The sequence below is a fragment of the Chryseobacterium cupriresistens genome (genome assembly GCF_046614675.1).
Lineage (GTDB): Bacteria > Bacteroidota > Bacteroidia > Flavobacteriales > Weeksellaceae > Chryseobacterium > Chryseobacterium cupriresistens.
The window spans coordinates 343,911-363,778 of record NZ_JBKKJT010000003.1 but is presented as its reverse complement, the minus strand read 5'-3'; the positions used below and the strand labels follow the sequence as shown (position 1 = coordinate 363,778).

Here is a 19,868-nt window from a genome sequence, read left to right as displayed (position 1 = left end):
TTCTTGTATTTTATGAATTTTTAACAACAGAAATGGTTTATTTCCAGATATATTGGTGTGGTGATTTCTATTTAAGATTTAACAATTTTTTCATGCTATCATAATGAAGTCTTCAAAATCGATTGGTATAAAATTTTCATTTACTTTTCCAACACACTAACTCTCAAAATATTATGAAAAAATTACTTTTTTGCATCAGTGTTTTTTCTTCCTTAATTGTTAATTCTCAAAGCATTAATTTGGAAGAATTTGCCACAGGACTTACGAGTCCTGTAGAGATTACGAATGCCAATGACAGCCGTCTTTTTGTGGTTCAACAGAACGGTATCATTAAAATTATTCAACCCAATGGGACAATTAACGCTACCAATTTCCTCAATATCGGAACAAAGATTATTTTTGGCGGCGAAAGAGGTCTTCTAGGTCTTGCATTTCATCCTCAATACTCTGCTAACGGGTATTTTTTTGTGTACTACAACAACCCTTCTGGGAATATTATTGTTGCAAGATACAGCGTAAGTTCAACAAATCCGGATGTAGCGGATCCCGCTTCTGAAAAAATTCTGCTGAACATTCCCAAGCCATTCGACAATCACAATGGAGGAAGTATCCATTTTGCCCCTGACGGAAAACTCTGGATTATCACCGGAGACGGAGGAAGCGGTGGTGACCCGAATAACAATGCTCAAAACAAAAATTCACTGCTGGGGAAAATGCTTAGAATAGATGTAGATGCTACAGGCCCCTATAACATTCCTCCTGACAATCCTTTTGCAGGAGCCGGAGTGGATGGTGCAGACGAGATCTGGGCTTACGGGCTCAGAAACGCATGGAAGTTTTCGTTTGATCTTACAACAGGAAACGCCATGATTGCTGATGTCGGACAGGGAGCAATAGAGGAAATCAATAAAATGCCTATTACCCAGGGTGGCTTAAACTACGGCTGGCGATGTTATGAAGGGAATAATGCGTACAATACTGCAGGATGTGCCGCACAGTCCACCATGACCTTCCCTGTTGCCGTATACGACCATTCCGGTGGCAAATGTTCCATCACGGGTGGTTATGTCTACAGAGGAACGCAGTATCCGTCACTTCAGGGAAAATATTTTTTTGCCGATTACTGCTCTACCCAGATCGGAATTCTGGATAGCAATAATGCCATCACATGGACAACTCCTTATTCCGGAAATAACTTTTCCACTTTCGGAGAAGACTACCAAAAAGGATTGTACGTAGCTGCCGTAAACAGTGGAAAGATTTTTAAAATAACCACTGGTACTTTGGGAAACCAGGAAAATAATGCTTTTGGAAATATAAAAGTTTATCCAAATCCGGCTTCAAAAGAAGTTTTTATTGATGGAGTTAAAGATAAAAAAGCAACCCTGGAAATCATCAGTGCAGAGGGAAGAAAAGTGATGGAAACGGATCAGATTATTAATGGCAAAGGAATTAATATTTCAGGGATTCCTGCCGGAGTGTATTATATTAATCTGAAATCCGGGGAACTGAAATCATATAGTCAGAAATTGATTATCAAATAGTAATAGCCGGTTTTAAGCGCAGACGAAACGCTAAGGTTTTCACATTCTGTGAAAAAGGATCGCAAAGGCATTTCACTAAGCAAAAAACATTGGATATTTCTTAAACCATTAAGAAGGATTTAACGAGTAAAGCATCGTTAAGTTAAAATAAATCATTCTGATTTTTAAGCTTAAAGCGAAGCTCATCTTAATACTCTAAACACTTTACTACAATCTTAATGTTTCAAAAAAGTTTAAACAAGTTCAAAATAAGCCATAGGTCAATAAAAAAGCGGTTCAGAACTGAACCGCTTTTGCTTATATTGTCATAGAGAAAATCCTGGTTTCAGGTTTATTTCTCATCATTCTCAAGTCAAAAACCATGGCAACGTTCCTTGTGAATGCTCTTCCGGCTTCTGTAATTTTAACTTCAGTTCCATTGATCTCAACCAAACCGTCATTTTCCATTTCTTTCAGCATTTCCAGTGCATTTTCAAGCTCAGGGAAAGAGTTGTTGATATCAAAAGTGGTTTCAAGCTGGCACATCAGATTCAGAATATGTCTTCTTACTGTAAGATCCTCTTCGCTCAGAACATGTCCTTTTACAACAGGAATTTCACCTTCTTCAACCATTTTCTGGTATTCCTCAACTGTTTTTACATTCTGGGCAAAAGCATACCATGAATCTGAAATAGCAGACATCCCAAGTCCTACCATCAGCTGGGTTTTGCTTGATGTATATCCCATGAAATTTCTGTGAAGTTTTTTATGAATAAGAGACTGATACAGATCATCATGCTCAAGAGAGAAGTGATCCATCCCAACCTCAATATATCCTAAATCCTGAAGAAGCTTTTTCCCATCTTCATACAAACGGCGTTTTTCTTCACCGCTTGGGAGGTCATTTTCATCAAATCCTCTTTGTCCGACACCTTTCACCCATGGAACATGGGCGTAAGAATAGAATGCTAACCTGTCCGGCTTCAGTTCCATTGTTTTCCTGATGGTATGTTCCATTGCCTCCCAATTCTGGTGTGGCAATCCGAAAACCAGGTCATGACTGATTCCTCTGTACCCTATTTCCTTTGCCCATTCTGTAACGTTTTTCACATTTTCAAAAGGCTGGATTCTGTTGATGGCTTTCTGAACTTTAGGATCGTAATCCTGAACTCCAAAGCTCACTCTTCTGAAACCAAGGTCGTATAAAGTCTGAAGATGTTCCTTCGTTGTATTGTTTGGATGTCCCTCGAAAGAAAATTCAGGATGCTCTGCAATATCCACTGATGAAAAGATACCTTCCAGCAATGTTCTTAAATTTTCAGGTGAGAAGAACGTGGGTGTTCCTCCTCCAAGGTGTAGTTCTTTCAGTTTAGGTCTTTCATTGAAAAGATCAAGATATAATTTCCATTCTTTTAAAACACTTTCAAGATAAGGAACTTCAACACTGTGCTGTTTGGTGATACGCTTATGGCATGCACAAAATGTACACAATGCCTCACAGAAAGGCAAATGGATATAAATAGAAATTCCCTCCTCTGCATTGCTTTCATGAAAAGACCTGATTACGGTTTCCTTCCATTTTTCTGGTGAAAATGTTGACTCATCCCAATACGGAACGGTAGGATAAGAAGTGTAACGCGGTCCGGGAATATTATACTTATCTATTAAAGAGTTCATTGTGAAAATTAAATTTTATAAGGGTATGAAATTTAACATAATTAAAATTCATCTTACAAAATTAACCATTAGTTATGAATTTTAACCTATGAATTATATTAGGTTCTATTTTATAATGAGTCTAAATACGTATGATCAGGCTTTTGGCCAATAGTGATAAATTCTATTCCTGATATTTAAAATTTTAATTTCATGACGGCAATTTTGCTATTTCCTGCAAGAACAATATTATTCCTATTAATCCATTGGCAGACAAAGAAGCCTTTTTCATCAGAAATCTTTTTCCAGGTTTTCCCAAAATCTGAGGAATAGCTGATATGCTTATCTCCTACTGCAATGATTTCTTTTCCTTTTGATCCCGGTTTAATTTTCACACAAGTGGTATATCCAGCGTTCTGCCCTGAAGCCTGAATCTGCCAGGTCTCGCCGGCATCAATTGTGGTTGCAATATTATTGATATTGGCATCCTGCTTAGTATAATCTCCTCCTGCTGCTATTCCGAAACGGTCTTCAAAAAAATCAATGGAATACATTCCCTGCGAAGGTTCTCCTTGTATGATTGGAGTGTTGAATACTTTTATTTTTTCATCTTTCAGGTTCATTCTTAAGATTCTTGAAGCTTTTCCTCCAGTCGCAATCCATAAGTATTTTTTACAGGATGAAATATTGGTATTGCTGGCGGCAAAAGCAGCTTCGCCATCATTTAACGTTACATTATTTTTAAACATATTCCATTTCCCATCCTTATATACCGCCAGTTTCAGCAGGTGATGTTTATCTGCGTCACTGAAGGTATAGGCAAGTTGATCATTCACAAAATGCAAAGCATCATAAAACGCTGTTTTTGCAGTATCTTTAAAAATCACCTGTGATTTCAGATCTTTTTTATCAATTTTGAAAAAACGTGCCGGACTTTCAATATTGATTGCATAGAAAGAAGTTTTATTCTGTCCTAGTGTTCTGAACTGAAGTTTTTCTTCAGATAGCCTGATCTGTTTCTGGTTTTTATAGTCTTTAAGATCTACAAACCCGAATTTGGAATCCGTACCGCTGTACCAGACCTTGTTATCATATAATTCCAGCGCTCTGATACTGATTTTATCATTAAGAATAGTTTCAAGGCTTTCTACCTGCTGGGAAAACGCGGTAAGACCTACGGATAGGAATAAAATGGAAAAAAGTTTTTTCATATACTGATATTGGGACAAAAAAAACCGCCGAAGCGGTTTATATTATTATTAATCCTGATTCTGATATTTTTCAGGGTTGTTAAGCTTACTGTTTGATTTTCCGTAAAGGAAGTATACCAAACCTCCTAAGAACAACCATACTGCAGAAAGTTCCAATGCATGGGCACTTAGGTTAAAAATCAAATATAGGTTGATAATTACTCCTAATGCCACTACGATTTTATAAGCAGGAACTTTGAAAGGTCTGATCAGGTTAGGTTCTTTCTTTCTCATCACCCAAACTGCGATACAAACCAGTGTAAATGCAAACAGGGTTCCGAAACTTGTCATATCTGCCAATGTAGAAATTGGTGTAAATGCAGCGATTAAAGCTACTACAATTCCTAACAGGATAATTCCTTTGTAAGGTGTTTTTGTTTTTGGATGAAGCTGTCCGAAGAATTTAGGAATCAACCCGTCTTTTGCCATACCGATGAAGATTCTGGACTGCCCCATCATCATTACCATTACAACAGAAATCAACCCTACGGTAGCAGCAATCGTTACGATATTACTCGCCCAGTGCTTTCCTGCAATTTCAAAAGCATACGCAACAGGCGCTTTGATGGCATCCGGATATCTTCCTTCAGGATTAAAGTCTGTATAATGCATCATCCCTGTCAATACAAGAGATACACAGATATACAATGCTGTACAGATCAATAGTGAAGCGATGATAGCGAAAGGTACATCTTTTTTAGGGTTAATAGCTTCTCCAGCCTGTGTAGAAACAGCATCAAAACCGATATAAGCAAAGAAAATAGCTGCTGCTCCGGAAATAATCCCTTTAATACCATATGCCGAGACCATATCGCCCTCGGAATTCTTGATCTTTATCGGATCCGGAATAAAAGGCTTCCAGTTTTTAACCCCATCTACAGCGTTATAAAGATCTGTATTAGAGAAGATGATATATACTCCGGCGATAATTACAAAGATAACGGCTGAAGTTTTCATTAAAACGATCAGGTTATTTGCTCCTGCAGCTTCTTTAGTTCCTTTTACCAATAATGCAGTAATCAAAAGAACAAGAATAAATGCAGGCAGGTTCATTGAAAAACCATCTCCTGTATAACTTGCCGGGTCTGATGTCAGATAGGCAGGCAAATGAATATTAAAAATCTTCAAAAATTTATTAAAATAACCGGACCAACTCACGGAGACGGCCATACTCGCCATCGCGTACTCGAGGATGAGACACCATCCCATGGCCCATGCAAAAATTTCTCCTACTGTTCCATATGCATAAGCATAAGCTGAACCCTCTACAGGAATAATGGATGCAAACTCTGCATAGCATAATGCAGCAAAAACGCAGGCGATCCCTGCGATAATAAAGGAAATGGCAAGTGCTGGTCCTGCGTGATAATAGGCTCCTGTTCCTGTAAGAACAAAGATTCCACCACCGATGATAGCACCTACTCCAATTGCTGTTAAACTCCATTTTCCAAGGACTTTTTTCAGCTCACTTTTCTTCATATCTGCCTCATAGGCACTTAGTGGCTTTTTAACCCAAATTTTCGACATGTTTTTTTATTTATTAAGGATTTACGAAAATATAAAAAATTTAGAAACTCTCACGTTAATCGTTAAACTTTCCTCATTTATTTTACATTAAAGGTTTAAAAACCTGAACAACACATTATATAATCCATTTTATAAAGTCCATATTTTTGCTTATTTTTGATTGCATGAATTTATATGATCTTTTTGTAAAGCCTTATGAAAGCTATGATTCTTTACAAATTATGTTGGAAGCATCAGGTGCAGTTTTCGGAATACTGAGCGTATTTTTTTCCATAAAGAAAAATATATGGGTGTATCCTACCGGCATTATTTCAACGCTGATCTATGTATATCTTCTTTTCAATGCCGGGCTGCTGGGAGACTGTATGATTAACGTCTATTATACTGTCATGAGTATTTATGGATGGGTTCTATGGGCAAGAAATTCTGAAGATCATGTTCACGTAGAAGTTACATGGGCTACCCGAAAAGAATGGATACATGCAAGTATTCTTTTTGTGCTGAGTTTGGCATTTGTTACTTTTATTTATTATTGCAAACCTTATATTGATCATTTAGAAGGTGGCTATTTGGGATTGTCTCATCTCGACTGGGCCAATTGGATGGATATTTTTACCACTTCCATATTTTTAGCAGGAATGTGGTTGATGGCCAAACAGCGCATTGAGAGCTGGATTTTCTGGATTATCGGAGATTTGATTTGCATTCCAATGATGATTTTTAAGGGACTTGGAATCACTTCGGTTCAATATTTGGTATTTACTATAATGGCGATCTTAGGATATGTCAATTGGAAAAAAAGTTTTAAAGAAAAAAAAAGTACAATAAAGTCATGAAAAATTTATTTAAAATAGCATTCAGTATTTTTGCTATTACCAGTTTAACCTCTTGTTTAGCATATACCGACGGATACGGAAGCAACGGAAGCTATGGGTATGGAGATCCGTATTATAACAACGGATATTACTATGCTCCGTCAGGATATTACGGAAGTGGTGGATATTGGGGTAATGACGGCTACTATTATAGAAACAATATTAATTATTACTATGATAATGGTATTCCTTATTACTATGATAGCTATAATAACTCCAGAAGAAAAGTATACGTAGAAAGAAGATCTTCTTCATCTTCGAGACCTGAAAACGGATTCCAGAATACGCGTACAACGAACAGTAACGGTTCATACAACAATAACGGAGGATTTAATAACAACAGAAACTCCAACAGCAACAGCGGATTCAGAAACCAGAATAATGGTAATCAAAACAATCAGGGTAACCAAAATAACAGCGGGTTCAGAAACCAGAACAATGGTAATCAGAACAGCCAGAGAAACCAGAATAACAGCGGGTTCAGAAACTCCAATGGTAACAGCGGCAGATCAGAATCTTCCGGCGGTGGATTCAGGAATAGTTCAGGCAGCCAAAGCAGCAGTTCAAACAGACAGCAGAGCAGCGGAGGCGGCTTTAGATAAAACGATTATAAATAAGAAAACGAACAGCTAACACTGTTCGTTTTTTATTTTAAATATAGTAATTTTGCTTCTTCATTTAACAAAAAAATATGGAATTTTATAAATATCAGGGAACAGGGAATGATTTTGTAATGGTAGATAACCGGGATCTGCAGTTTACCAAAGATAAAGACAGTATTGAAAAATTATGCGACAGACGTTTCGGAATAGGTGCTGACGGTCTTATTCTATTGGAAAACGATCCTCAATATGACTTCAAAATGGTGTACTACAATTCTGATGGCGGAGAAAGTACGATGTGTGGAAACGGAGGAAGATGCCTTGTCGCTTTTGCTTTTTTCCTTGACATCTTTGAAGACAAATGCAAGTTCATTGCGACAGATGGCGAACATGAAGCTGAAATCCATAACGGAATCATCAAATTAAAAATGATCAATGTAGATACCGTTTCACAGGACGGAAATGACTTTGTGCTGAATACCGGATCTCCACACTACGTAAAATATGTAGACAACCTGAAAGATTATGACGTTTATGACGAAGGATATGGCATCAGAAATTCTGAAAAATATAAAGAAAAAGGAATCAATGTGAACTTTGTAGAAAAAATTTCAGATAATGAAATTTTTGTAAGAACCTATGAACGAGGCGTTGAGGACGAAACTTACAGCTGCGGAACAGGAGTTACAGCTTCCGCTTTAACTTTTCTGCAAAAACATAATCTAACCTCTGTAAAAGTTAAAACTTTAGGCGGAAACCTTAAGGTATATGCTGAAAAAAGCGGTGATGCATTCCAGAATATTTGGCTGGAAGGTCCTGCAAAGCAAGTTTTTAGAGGTAAAACAGATCTTCTTTAAAACAAAAAACTTTTAATCAACATTTAAGAATGAAAAAAGCTATTCTCATTATCATTCTGCTGGTTTTTGTAGTGGCAGGATTTTTTGGTTTGAGATTTTATAATAAGTATTTAGGAAACAACGTAGAAAAAGATGGTTATGTTCTGATTCCTCATAGAGCAGGTTTTAAACAGATCCTTGATTCTATTGCTCCTTATATTAAAGACAGGGAATCTTTTGAAGCTGTGGCTAAAGAAAAAGGTCTTGATACCAATTTCAAAGCAGGACGTTATCACATCCAGAGCGGAACAGGCAACAAAAACCTTGTCAATATGATCAAAGCAGGTAACCAGACAGCCAACTCTTACAGAATCGGGGATTTTGGAGATATGTATCAGATGATTGGTAAGGTGACCAAAAAAACGGAAATTGATTCATTACATTTTGTGAATGATCTGGATGCCGTGGCACAGGAGAAAGGCTATAAAAATGTTGAAGATTTAAAAAAATATTTTTTCATCGATACGTATAATTTTTTCTGGACAGTAAGTCCTAGAGAATTTTTTGCCAAGTTCGAAAATCAGTATAATGATTTCTGGACGAGTGAAAGAAAGAACAAGGAGCAGCAGTCCGGGCTTACAAGAGATCAGATTTATGCTTTGGCTTCCATTGTTTATAAAGAGTCAGGAGGGAAAAAGGATGAAATGAAAACTATTGCAGGATTATATTTAAACCGTTACAGAAAAGGAATGAAGCTTCAGTCCGATCCTACGGTGATCTATGCGATTAATAAACAGACCAATTTTAAAGAACCTATAAAAAGAGTATTATATAAGCATTTATCGACACCTTCACCTTATAACACTTATGCCAATGCAGGTATTCCTCCGGGACCCATCTGTGTAGTGGATAAAAACTCAATAGATGCTGTTTTAAATGCTGAAAACAACAATTATATATTTATGTGTGCTGATCCGGCAAGATTTGGATACCACAAGTTTACGGCAAGCGCAGAAGAACATGCTGTAAATGCGAAGGCTTATCAGGACTGGCTCAACTCAAAAAATATAAAATAAGCTTAGAAAGCACCAGGAAACTTATACAGTTAGAAAACAATAAACAACCATAATGTTTTGGCTATCAAATTGATATGGATATTCAAAATATTAAGGGTTATTCTTTCACGATCTTATACAAAAAAATAACCTATGAAGAATAAGACAGAAATTGTCACTATTTTCACCAGAAAAACTTTAGGACTTACATTAGTACTTTCAGCAGCAGCGATGGCTTTTGCACAGGAGAAGGCTGGAATTTCAGGAATCATTGTCAACAAAAAAAATCAACCGGTTCCTTACGCTTCTGTAACTTTCAGCAATAAGGCCAACAAAACATTAAGTGATGCCGTACTGACTGATGAAAAAGGACAGTATCAGCTGCAACTTATGCCCGGCGATTACGAAATTACAGTAGAAGCTATTGATTACAAAAAAAGTGTAGTCAGCAAAAATATTGCAACAGCAGGTAATATCGGTGCATTATCTATTGAAGCAGAGCCCTCTTCTACGGTTGATGGCAAAACAAAAGAAATTCAGGGTGTTGTTATTACTGCTTCAGCAGCAAAACCTTATAAAGTAGAGCTTGACAAGAAAACATATGATCCTTCACAGGACATTGTGAGCAAAGGAGGAAATCTTCAGGATGTTTTAACCAATGTTCCTTCAGTATCTGTGGATACGGACGGAACAGTTTCGATGAGAGGAAGTACCAATGTAAAGTTTCTGATCAATGGAAAGCCTTCTGCCCTTCTTGGGATAGATGACGGCGCTAATGCATTGCAGAGTATTCCGGCTGACCAGATTGAAAGAATCGAAGTAATTACCAATCCTTCTTCTAAATTTGAAGCAAGCGGAACATCCGGTATCCTGAATATCATCCTTAAAAAGAACAAAAAGGTAGGATTTAATGGTAGTGTGGTAGGGTCACTGGGATATTTTCCAAGAACATCCCTTAATACGAACCTTAGCTGGAGAAAAAACAACTGGACCTGGTTCCTGAATGGTGGCGGCGGTTACACGGAAAACAAGACGAAGAATAATTCGGAAACAACCTATCACAATCTCACATTTCCCAATGTGATTCCTTTCCAGCAGCCTAATGATGTTCTTGAACATCAATTGCAAAACTCCGAGAATAAAACGTATAATAAAAATTATAATGTAAGTGCAGGTTTTGTCTATGATTTATCTGATAAGACTTCAATCAATTTTACGGGATTGGTAAGAACATTTGAAGGAGACGGAAATGAACTTCTTGATACGTATGACAGTTTTTACAGGTTTTTCAGAGATTCACCGGATCCAAGTACTACAGCAGGAAAATGGAATTTATTAAATCCGTATGGAAGGAGAGATTCTAAAAGCGTCTTCAATAACCTTGCTTTCCAGGGAGATCTGGGATTAGATCACAAATTTGATGATAACGGGCAAAATTTATCCGTATCATTAAGTCTGCAAAGAAACAGAAGTAACAATAATGCGGATATTCTGGAAACATACGACCTTCGTCCTGATGTACAGGATATTACCAGAAGATATTCACTAAGTAAAACAATCATTGGTAAAGCTGACTATGAGCTGCCAATAGGAGAACAATCCAGGCTTGAAGCAGGATACAGATTGGATGTGAATGATAATACTTACGATAATTTTGTAAGCAGTACTTCCAACAATCCTTTTATTCCAAGCTACAATAACAATACAGATTATAAAGAAGTATTCAATGCTTTCTATCTGCAATTTAAGAGTAAAATCGGTGAAAAATTTGCTTATCAGCTAGGCTTAAGAGATGAACTTTCCAATGTAAAGATCAATTACATCAATCAAAATCCTAATGATCCGCAATTAAATAAAACAAAGAACTACAACAATTTATTTCCAAGTGTATTCTTAAGCTATGACGTATCTAAAAATAATCAGATTTTGCTTAATTATTCCCGTAGAATAGACAGACCAAGGTCATTCTTTATGGTTCCTTTCCCGAATTACAGCAACAGCCAGAATATTTTTGAAGGAAACATAGACCTGAATCCATCGTACGTAGATTCATTTGAAGTAGGATATAATATTACCAGAAAAAAATTTACGGTTAATCCTACCCTATACTACAGACACGCCACTGATGATACCAAAATGCTGGTATACAGACCTGATGAGAGCTTGGGTGTATTTTATACAAAACCAATCAACTTAGGAAATGATGACCGTTATGGATTGGATCTGAACTTTACTTATGATCCATTTGCATGGTTGAAAATCATGGGAAGTCTGGATATGTTCGGATATAAAACAAGTGGAATTGCTTATTATGATGCCATTGATAAAAATAAGCTGCAGCAAACCCGCAGTATGGATTTCACAGGAAACGGATTTTCTACCAGAGCCCGTCTTAATACAACATTTAAACTTGACAAAACTTTAAGTGTACAATTACAGGGATTCTATAGAGGAGCACAGAAAACAGCCAGCCAGAATACAGAGGATATGTATGCTCTGAATCTTGGTGCCTCCAAGACAATCTGGAAAGGAGACGGAACAATTTCCTTCAATATCCAGGATATATTCAATACAAGAAGCAGAGAAGTATTCAGTTTCAATGATGATTATACAAGAAGAAACTATATGCAGTGGCAGCCAAGACAGTTTGCTATTTCCTTAACTTACAGATTTAAACAGGGAGAAAAAATCGAACAGCCTAAAAAGAAAAAGGATATCAATTCCAATGCAACAGGTGATGATCAGCAAGGCGGTCCAATGTAATACAACAAAAATCCCGAAAGTAAGTAACTTTCGGGATTTTTTATTGTTGTTATTTTACAGGTTCTGCTTTCGAATATTTTTCTTTTTCAGCTTCGTAGATCCTTCTTCTCAGATCACTGGTGGAAAACCTATGGTCTCTCTTGTTGAAAAAAATTTCAATTCCTTTTTCTTCACAGTATTTTTTACCTGTAAAGTCTTTGTCCATATAATCATCTCCTATGATTCTTACATCAATTACAAATGATTTAAGAATATCCAAAAGGTCTTCTTCCGTGTAATAAGGAATGATCTCATCCACAGCATTCACAGCTTTCAGTTGAATATATCTTTCAACAATAGTCTGGCTTGGCTTATTTTTAGTAGGACGGTCGTGGGACGGATCAATTTGAAGTCCGACGATTAAATAGTCACATACAGTTTTAGCTTCTTCAAGCATTTTAATGTGCCCCGCATGTAATAAGTCAAATGACGAAAATGTAATACCTATTCTCTGTGTCTTCATACTAATTTAAAATTAAAGCTTCACTGAATTCAATGTTTTTAGGATAACACTTAATCTTCAGGAAAATGTTTTGTAATTTGTTTTATGATAGTTTAAATTATTGTTTTGATGCAATTATTTCTCAATGCTAATTTACGAATTTCTGGTGTTCAGATATTTCTGCCATTCCCAAACTGTTCTCAAAGCCTCTTCCAGAGACGTTTCAGACTTCCAGTTGAGTTCTTTCTCTGCTTTTCCGGGGTTGGCATACGCTATAGTAATATCCCCTTCTCTTCTCGCACAGATCTGATAAGGTACTTCCACATCATTAGCTTTTTCAAATGCTTTTACCACTTCCAGTACGGATGAACCTTTTCCTGTTCCCAGGTTGTAGGTATCAATCACCGCATCAGATGAAGAATCTTCTATCAGTTTCTTTAATGCTGCAACGTGCGCTTTTGCCAGGTCAACAACATAGATATAATCTCGAACAGCAGTTCCATCCTCTGTAGGGTAATCATTACCCCAGATATTCAGTTTCTCCCGCACTCCTGAAGCCGTCTGCATTACATAAGGCACTAAATTATTAGGAATCCCGATTGGCAATTCTCCCAACTTTCCGGAAGGATGCGCTCCGATTGGATTAAAATACCTTAATAGTGATATTTTACTTTGATAGGCTTTGGCAAAATCAATCAGGATCTGTTCGCCCATTTGTTTTGTTTTCCCATAGACACTTTCAGGGGTTTTCAACGGAGTATTTTCATCGATCGGCATTACATCTGCCTGTCCGTATACCGTACATGATGAGCTGAAAATAAAGTTTGAGATCTTTCTTGTTTTAAATTCCTGAAGAATATTAATCAAGGAAAACAGATTATTCTCATAATAATCTACAGGTATTACCTGACTCTCTCCTACTGCTTTAGAAGCTGCAAAATTGATACAACCATCGATCCGATGAGCATCAAAAACCTGGGTAAGAAGCTCTTTTCTTCTCAGATCAAAAGGATAAAAAACAGGTTTCTTACCCGTAATTTCCTCAATATTATTTAAAATAAACCTTTCCGTATTGGATAAATCATCTACAATAACCACTTCAAAGCCGTTATTAATAAGTTCTACCACTGTGTGAGAACCAATATATCCAAGTCCGCCGGTAACAAGTATTGCCATTTTATTTTTTAATCTTCGTGTTTTCCTATAAACTCAATGCTTTCATAATGTAGTTCTTTGTATCTAAATTTATTTATTAATACAATTAAAAATACAACAGCACCTATTGTTAAATAATTTTCCAATGAAATATTTTCTTCCACATCATTAAACTTTCGCAAAAGCAGTGACGCTAAAAGTCCAAAAGCGAGAAAACCATAAAATATATTCAGAATTAGTATACTTCTTGAAGATCTTGCTATAACCATTATTAAACCTATACAAGCTAATAAAAACATAAAAACTCCAATCGATAATACTGCATATACTTTGAGCGTGATATTGTTTGTCTCACTTTTAAAAAGGTTATAAGTATCATAAGTCCCAAATCCAATTATAAAAATCATCAAAAAATTGAAGATAATTACAAGTGCATTTATGATCTTATATCTAAATAACCTCTTGTTCATAAATCTATCCCATAAACTCAAGCACTGCATCCGTAATATACTTCAGCTGCTCTTCGTCTAATTCCGTATGCATCGGTAAAGAAATTACCTGATCCAAAAGCCTATCTGTATTCACAAAATCTGCAGCATTACTTTCCTGAAAGTATGCTTTTTGCTTTCTTAATGCTACAGGATAATAGATCATTGCAGGAATATCTTTTTCTGATAAAAACTTCTGAAGCTCATTACGCTTTCCGTTCAGAATTCTTAACGTATACTGGTGGAATACGTGAGTAGAGTTTTCCGCTCTTTTTGGAGTCAGGATAGCCGGGTGACCAGCAAATGCTTCATCATAAAAATCTGCTGCTTTTCTTCTTGCTTCGTTGTAAGAATCCAAATGAGGAAGTTTTTTTCTTAAAACTGCTGCCTGAATGCTGTCCAGACGTGAGTTTACCCCTACCTCGTCATGATAATATCTTTCATACATTCCGTGGTTTACAATTCCTCTTAAACGGTGGGCCAGTTCATCATTATTGGTAAAAATAGCACCTCCGTCTCCGTAGCATCCCAGGTTTTTGGAAGGAAAGAACGAAGTTGTTCCCACTGTTGCCATTGTTCCTGCCTGTTTTACTGTTCCGTCGGAGAAAGTATATTCTGAACCGATTGCCTGGGCATTATCTTCAATAACATATAAATTATGCTCTTCAGCAATTTTTAAAATTTCTTCCATATTGGCACACTGTCCGAAAATGTGTACCGGAATAATGGCCTTTGTTTTGGGCGTAATTGCTTTTTTAATCTGTTCTGTAGAGATGGTGAATGTATCATAATCTACATCTACCAATACAGACTTTAATTTAAGCAAATGAATTACTTCTACTGTTGCAGCAAAAGTAAAATCAGCCGTGATAATTTCGTCTCCTTCTTTCAGATCCAAAGCCATCAGGGCAATCTGTAATGCATCTGTACCATTGGCACACGGAATCACATGTTTTACGTCTAAATAAGACTCCAATTCATTCTGGAAAGACTTTACTTCAGGACCGTTAATAAATGCCGCAGAATCCATTACATTCAAAACTGCATTGTCTACATCATTCTTTATTTTGTAATACTGACTTTGCAAATCAACCATCTGAATTTTTTTCATATACTAAATATTTCTGTAAAAATAAGGAATTTAAAATCCTATCAAAAATTTTATTGATTTTGTTTTTATCTTTATACAAATAAATTTTATGAAAAAACTTTTACTCTTTTGTTTCCTAACAGGTTACCTGACCGTTTCCGCACAAACGGAGCTCGTTTTTGTTTACTTCACGGATAAGCCTAATAAAGCTGCTTTTTATGCAAATCCGTTGTCAGAACTCAGCCAGAAATCACTCAACAGACGCACTGCACTGGGAATTCCGCTTAATGATCAGGATGCCCCTATTGAACAGTCTTATCTTCAGAATCTTCAAAATCTGGGATTTGTTGTGACAGATTATTCAAAATGGCTTAACGGAGCTGCGGTAAATGCTACTCCGGCACAAAAAACTTTATTACAGGCTCAATCTTATGTTTTGTCTGTTGAAAGTTTTGCCAGAAACAGTTCTACTACCGTGAAAACAGCACCGGGAAAATGGAAAGACGATTCAAGTATCAATAAAACAGTTACTAACTTCAATTATGGTTCAGGAGCCGGACAAATTGATCAGGTCAATATCCGGCCGCTTCATCTGGCAGGCTATACAGGCACAGGAGTTTCCATTGCGGTAATTGATGCCGGATTCCCAACAGTGAATACAGGAACTGCTTTTGCAAGATTATGGACCAATAATCACATCAAAGCTTCCTATGATTTTGTAACCAAAACCGGAGATATTTATAATACTTCACTCAGCACACATGGCTCTGTCGTGTTAGGAGTTATAGGAGGATATCTGCAGAATGTTTTTGTAGGAGCAGCACCGGATGCTGATTTTTATCTTTACCGCAGTGAAAATGCAGCGGTAGAAATTCCCGAAGAAGAGCTATACTGGATTGAAGCAGCTGAGGAAGCAGACCGTAAAGGGGTTGACATTATCACCTCATCATTGGGATATAATGTTTTTGACGAAAGCCGGTACAATTATACATATGCCAATATGGATGGTAACACATCCTTCATTGCCCGCGGAGCTGGTATTGCGGCTGAAAAAGGTATTTTTGTTCTTGCCGCTGCCGGTAACTCCGGACAACAACCGTGGCATTACCTTATGACACCCGCTGATAACGCTAAAGTATTTTCTATCGGATCTGTAGATTCAGCCGGAAATGCTTCAGCTTTTTCTTCTTTCGGGCCCAATGCTCTCGGAGTGGTAAAACCGGACGGAAGCACCCAGGGAACCGGTACGACAACCGTTTATGATAATGCTACCTTAATCGTGAATGGAACTTCAATTGCTACTCCTATTGCTGCCGGCGGCGTTGCATGTCTTATTCAGGCATTCCCAGCGATGAACAGAGAGCAGATGAGAGCAAAGCTGAGACAAACTGCTTCACTATATCCTGCCCATACCGATCAGATGGGATATGGTATTCTTAATTTCGGAAGTTTATATAATCTCGTTCTGAATACCTCTGAGACTGTAAAAAAAGACAGGTTCTCCATATTCCCGAATCCTGCAAAAAATATCCTGAATATTGCATCAGAGCAAGAAGTTCAATCGTTAGAAATATATGATAACCTTGGAAGACTCATCAGGAAAAGCAACAACCAGAAATCTATAAAAGTGGAAGATTTTTCCAAAGGAACTTATTATCTGAAGATTCAGATGAAGGACAAGGTTTTCTACGAAAAATTCTTAAAAGAGTAATTTTTGTTTCCCTCAGATTGTGCAGATTGATTACAACATAAATATCTGTGCAATCTGTGGGAGATATATTACTATTTTGTGTCGTATTACAACATAAAAATAAGTTTGAGCTAAAACTCATTGAATGGTTTATAATAAAAAAACGGGCTAAAGCCCGTTTCTATTTATATTGATTATCATTCCGTTATGATCATTCTTATTTTTTAAAATAGCTTATGCCGAATTTCTGCTGGCATTAATATTCCCAAATAAAGAACGGGTCACCAGCTTTTCATAAGCTTCTTTGTTTCCTTCTCCTTTCTGAATTTTCATTAAGGCATATTGCTGAATACTTAACAACGGAAGTACAATCTTTTCACGGATCTTCACCGATTTTCTGGAAAGTGGGTCTTCTTCCTGAAGCATTTTAAATCCTGTCAGTTCCAGCATAATGTCTCTGGAAAGCTCATATTCATCAAAAAGGACATTCCAGAAAGCACCGAACTTCGGATTATTTTTGATATAGTAAGTCAATGGGAAGTAAGACTTGTTCATACTCATCATGGAGTTCAGAACTAAAGTTTTAAAGAAATCTGAACCTTTATACAGCTCTCTTACTTCTTCAAATCTGCCCTGTTCTTTCATCTTTTGCATCGCATATCCAAAACCGAAGAACCCTGGTACGTTTTGCTTCAGTTGTGACCATGATCCTACAAACGGGATGGCTCTCAGATCTTCAAACTTCAGTTCGCTTCCGTTTCCTCTTTTTGAAGGCCGGCTTCCGATATTCGTTTTTCCGTAATATTCAAGCGTACTCATTTCCTGCAGATAGGGAACAAACATTGGGTGCGCTTTCAGATCTGAATATTTTTTATAGCTGATATCCGCCAACTCAATAATCAAAGCTCTTTCTTTTTCTGTAAGTTCTTTTTTTGAATTTTTGAATACGTCATTTTCAACACCAGCCGTCAGAAGCTGTTCAAAGTTGTATTTTGCCTGCTCTTTGTTTCCGAAAATACTGGTAATGGTCTGCCCCTGAATTGTTAGTTCTATTTTATTATTGGCAATTGTTTTTCCCTGAGAAGCATAGAAATCGTGAGTCTTCCCTCCTCCTCTTGCCGGCGGTCCTCCTCTGCCATCGAAAAATACGACTTTGATATTATTCTGCTCGGAAAGTTTTGTCAGTACTTCTTTGGCTTTATAAATTTCCCAGTTGGCTTTTAAATAACCTCCGTCTTTGGTTCCATCAGAGAATCCAAGCATGATCGTCTGCTGATTCCCTCTTTTTTCAAGATGCTTTTTATAAACAGGATTATGATACAGCTCATTCATTACATTTTCTGCATTGGCAAGCCCTTCCATGGTTTCAAAAAGCGGAACAATATCCATATTGATATTTTCATCTTTATAACCGCAGATTTTAAAGAAGGCATATACATTCATAACATCTTTTACCGCGTCAGAATTGGAAATAATATAGCGATTCATTCCTCTTAATCCGTTCAGATGCTGGATATCCTTAACCTGTGAAACCGTTAACAAAGTATCTTTCACAATGTCCTCAAAATCTTCAGCAGCTACCGTTTCTGAAATCTGAATAAGCTTATTGAATTTCTGTTCGTAATCAGCGTCTTCATTTCCGTATACTTTTGCATAAACCTCATCAATAACTTTCTGATGAATTCTGCTGTCCTGGCGGATATCCAGCGTCGCAAAGTGAGTTCCGAAGATCATCACACGATCCCTGAAATTCACCAAAAGATCTAAAAACAAAGAGTTATGCTCGTTGACCAGTATTTTTTCTGCCTCAGCAGCTTTGTTTAAAATATCTTCTGCTTTAATACTCTTTCCGTCAAAAATGGCTGCATACAATTCTTCACTTAATTGGGTTAAGACTTCAGAAACACCTCTGAAACTCAATCTTCTTCTGATAAATTTCAAATGGCTGTAGTATGATTTCAGAATCGCTGAACGAAGTTCTTCCGCTACTCTTTTCGTTACATCCGCTGTTACAAAAGGATTTCCGTCCCTGTCTCCTCCCGGCCAGAAACCAAGCTGGATAATATCTTCATGAAGATGAAAATGGCCATTTCCGAAAGTCTTTTTGATCTTCGTAAACAATTCCCCAATGGTATCATAATATACATATCTCAGGTAAGAAATAATACTCAGCGCTTCATCTATCGGAGTCGGTTTTTCTTTATTGACAAAAGGAGTCTTGCCCAGCTGCTGAAGAAGCATATCAATCTGGGTAACCGAATCACTGGTAATAGCCCCTCTCAAATCCTGAATAATTCTTTGTACCGAACTTGGATAAAACTGGGTCGGGTGTGCCGTAAATACGACCTTAACGCTAAAGTCTTTTAATTTCTCGCGTACTTTTTCAATTTTATGATCCTGAAAAGAACGTTCAAAAAGATTGGTTACTGTTCCATTATCACTTTCTGAATGGAGATTAGGAAATGCAGCATCCTCAATACTGTCAAACAAAACGACCTGTCTTTCTATATATTGTATGATCTTGAAAAGCAGTTCCAGTTTCTGCTCTTCCGTCTGGAGATCGGTATGGTTTTTAAAAAATTCTTCGACGATATTTTCAGGAGTTTTTCCTGCTTCATAGCCGGTCCTGCTTTCCTCATAAAGAAATGGAAGCAGCATTCCGATATTCGTCATTTTATCATAAGGCAGGCTCATAAATAATGAATTATAGATCTGGAACTTATTTTCCACAATCTGCCTGAATTTTTCTGCGCGTTGGTCATGTATCATACTAACAAATGTAAGCGATTTTCAAATTAGTTGGGTTGACAAATGGCAAAAATTAAGGACGAAAATCAAAAAATATATTTAAAATTTATAAGTACTTTTCAGAATAAA

At 36.9% G+C, this 19,868-nt stretch carries 15 protein-coding genes; 7 read left to right on the top strand and 8 right to left on the bottom strand.

From position 1 onward, the window contains the following. Positions 1-173: 173 nt before the first annotated feature. Positions 174-1,544: a PQQ-dependent sugar dehydrogenase gene (locus tag ACLI50_RS10545; RefSeq protein ID WP_411413721.1), complete on the top strand. Its 1,371-nt coding sequence runs from the start codon at positions 174-176 to the stop codon at positions 1,542-1,544. 297 nt (positions 1,545-1,841) lie between these two features. Here ACLI50_RS10545 and hemN read toward each other — a convergent pair whose 3' ends face one another. From hemN to ACLI50_RS10530, 3 genes are all read right to left on the bottom strand, one after another. Then, positions 1,842-3,200, bottom strand: a complete 1,359-nt coding sequence (gene hemN / locus ACLI50_RS10540; protein WP_343639914.1) for an oxygen-independent coproporphyrinogen III oxidase — start codon at positions 3,198-3,200, stop codon at positions 1,842-1,844. Between the two features lie 176 nt (positions 3,201-3,376). After that, on the bottom strand, positions 3,377-4,390 hold the full coding sequence (locus ACLI50_RS10535; protein WP_411413720.1) for a WD40/YVTN/BNR-like repeat-containing protein: 1,014 nt from the start codon (positions 4,388-4,390) through the stop codon (positions 3,377-3,379). Between the two features lie 48 nt (positions 4,391-4,438). Further along, complete coding sequence (locus ACLI50_RS10530; RefSeq protein ID WP_110011136.1) at positions 4,439-5,956, bottom strand: amino acid permease; 1,518 nt, start codon at positions 5,954-5,956, stop codon at positions 4,439-4,441. Between the two features lie 164 nt (positions 5,957-6,120). On the opposite strand from ACLI50_RS10530, the gene pnuC reads away from it, so the two are divergent. The 5 genes from pnuC (at position 6,121) to ACLI50_RS10505 (ending at position 12,087) form a co-directional block, all read left to right on the top strand. After that, the gene (pnuC, locus tag ACLI50_RS10525; RefSeq protein ID WP_411413719.1) at positions 6,121-6,792 is read left to right on the top strand and encodes a nicotinamide riboside transporter PnuC; all 672 of its coding nucleotides are present in this window, start codon (positions 6,121-6,123) and stop codon (positions 6,790-6,792) included. Continuing rightward, a complete protein-coding gene (locus ACLI50_RS10520; protein ID WP_411413718.1) occupies positions 6,789-7,433 on the top strand; it encodes a hypothetical protein in 645 nt (214 codons plus the stop codon). Before pnuC ends, ACLI50_RS10520 begins: the two co-directional genes overlap by 4 nt. An 89-nt stretch (positions 7,434-7,522) precedes the next feature. Then, complete coding sequence (gene dapF, locus ACLI50_RS10515; RefSeq protein ID WP_411413717.1) at positions 7,523-8,290, top strand: diaminopimelate epimerase; 768 nt, start codon at positions 7,523-7,525, stop codon at positions 8,288-8,290. A gap of 29 nt (positions 8,291-8,319) precedes the next feature. After that, positions 8,320-9,345 (top strand): endolytic transglycosylase MltG, encoded by a 1,026-nt coding sequence (gene mltG, locus ACLI50_RS10510; protein ID WP_110011140.1) that lies wholly within the window; start codon positions 8,320-8,322, stop codon positions 9,343-9,345. Between the two features lie 132 nt (positions 9,346-9,477). After that, on the top strand, positions 9,478-12,087 hold the full coding sequence (locus ACLI50_RS10505; protein WP_202843899.1) for a TonB-dependent receptor: 2,610 nt from the start codon (positions 9,478-9,480) through the stop codon (positions 12,085-12,087). 49 nt (positions 12,088-12,136) lie between these two features. Here the strand turns inward: ACLI50_RS10505 and ACLI50_RS10500 are convergent, their stop codons facing one another. From ACLI50_RS10500 to ACLI50_RS10485, 4 genes are all read right to left on the bottom strand, one after another. Continuing rightward, positions 12,137-12,589, bottom strand: a complete 453-nt coding sequence (locus ACLI50_RS10500; protein WP_110009329.1) for an adenylyltransferase/cytidyltransferase family protein — start codon at positions 12,587-12,589, stop codon at positions 12,137-12,139. Positions 12,590-12,721: 132 nt separating this feature from the next. Continuing rightward, positions 12,722-13,744 (bottom strand): UDP-glucose 4-epimerase GalE, encoded by a 1,023-nt coding sequence (gene galE / locus ACLI50_RS10495; protein ID WP_411413716.1) that lies wholly within the window; start codon positions 13,742-13,744, stop codon positions 12,722-12,724. Positions 13,745-13,752: 8 nt separating this feature from the next. Continuing rightward, positions 13,753-14,130 carry a hypothetical protein gene (locus tag ACLI50_RS10490; RefSeq protein WP_202843905.1) on the bottom strand — a complete coding sequence of 126 codons (378 nt, stop codon included), beginning with the start codon at positions 14,128-14,130 and terminating at the stop codon, positions 13,753-13,755. Between the two features lie 67 nt (positions 14,131-14,197). Beyond that, complete coding sequence (locus ACLI50_RS10485; RefSeq protein WP_411413715.1) at positions 14,198-15,322, bottom strand: DegT/DnrJ/EryC1/StrS family aminotransferase; 1,125 nt, start codon at positions 15,320-15,322, stop codon at positions 14,198-14,200. A gap of 88 nt (positions 15,323-15,410) precedes the next feature. Here ACLI50_RS10485 and ACLI50_RS10480 point away from each other — a divergent pair, with 88 nt between their 5' ends. Beyond that, positions 15,411-17,012: a S8/S53 family peptidase gene (locus tag ACLI50_RS10480; RefSeq protein WP_411413714.1), complete on the top strand. Its 1,602-nt coding sequence runs from the start codon at positions 15,411-15,413 to the stop codon at positions 17,010-17,012. Between the two features lie 213 nt (positions 17,013-17,225). Here the strand turns inward: ACLI50_RS10480 and ACLI50_RS10475 are convergent, their stop codons facing one another. Beyond that, complete coding sequence (locus ACLI50_RS10475; protein ID WP_411413713.1) at positions 17,226-19,760, bottom strand: phosphoenolpyruvate carboxylase; 2,535 nt, start codon at positions 19,758-19,760, stop codon at positions 17,226-17,228. Positions 19,761-19,868: the final 108 nt, after the last annotated feature.

Excerpts from the sequence above, each read along its gene's own strand:
- ACLI50_RS10535 (WP_411413720.1), bottom strand. The coding sequence starts at position 4,390 with ATGAAAAAACTTTTTTCCATTTTATTCCTATCCGTAGGTCTTACCGCG.
- ACLI50_RS10500 (WP_110009329.1), bottom strand. The coding sequence starts at position 12,589 with ATGAAGACACAGAGAATAGGTATTACATTTTCGTCATTTGACTTATTA.
- hemN (WP_343639914.1), bottom strand. The coding sequence starts at position 3,200 with ATGAACTCTTTAATAGATAAGTATAATATTCCCGGACCGCGTTACACT.
- ACLI50_RS10490 (WP_202843905.1), bottom strand. The coding sequence starts at position 14,130 with ATGATTTTTATAATTGGATTTGGGACTTATGATACTTATAACCTTTTT.
- dapF (WP_411413717.1), top strand. The coding sequence starts at position 7,523 with ATGGAATTTTATAAATATCAGGGAACAGGGAATGATTTTGTAATGGTA.
- ACLI50_RS10545 (WP_411413721.1), top strand. The coding sequence starts at position 174 with ATGAAAAAATTACTTTTTTGCATCAGTGTTTTTTCTTCCTTAATTGTT.
- mltG (WP_110011140.1), top strand. The coding sequence starts at position 8,320 with ATGAAAAAAGCTATTCTCATTATCATTCTGCTGGTTTTTGTAGTGGCA.
- galE (WP_411413716.1), bottom strand. The coding sequence starts at position 13,744 with ATGGCAATACTTGTTACCGGCGGACTTGGATATATTGGTTCTCACACA.
- ACLI50_RS10480 (WP_411413714.1), top strand. The coding sequence starts at position 15,411 with ATGAAAAAACTTTTACTCTTTTGTTTCCTAACAGGTTACCTGACCGTT.
- ACLI50_RS10475 (WP_411413713.1), bottom strand. The coding sequence starts at position 19,760 with ATGATACATGACCAACGCGCAGAAAAATTCAGGCAGATTGTGGAAAAT.
- pnuC (WP_411413719.1), top strand. The coding sequence starts at position 6,121 with ATGAATTTATATGATCTTTTTGTAAAGCCTTATGAAAGCTATGATTCT.
- ACLI50_RS10505 (WP_202843899.1), top strand. The coding sequence starts at position 9,478 with ATGAAGAATAAGACAGAAATTGTCACTATTTTCACCAGAAAAACTTTA.
- ACLI50_RS10520 (WP_411413718.1), top strand. The coding sequence starts at position 6,789 with ATGAAAAATTTATTTAAAATAGCATTCAGTATTTTTGCTATTACCAGT.
- ACLI50_RS10485 (WP_411413715.1), bottom strand. The coding sequence starts at position 15,322 with ATGAAAAAAATTCAGATGGTTGATTTGCAAAGTCAGTATTACAAAATA.
- ACLI50_RS10530 (WP_110011136.1), bottom strand. The coding sequence starts at position 5,956 with ATGTCGAAAATTTGGGTTAAAAAGCCACTAAGTGCCTATGAGGCAGAT.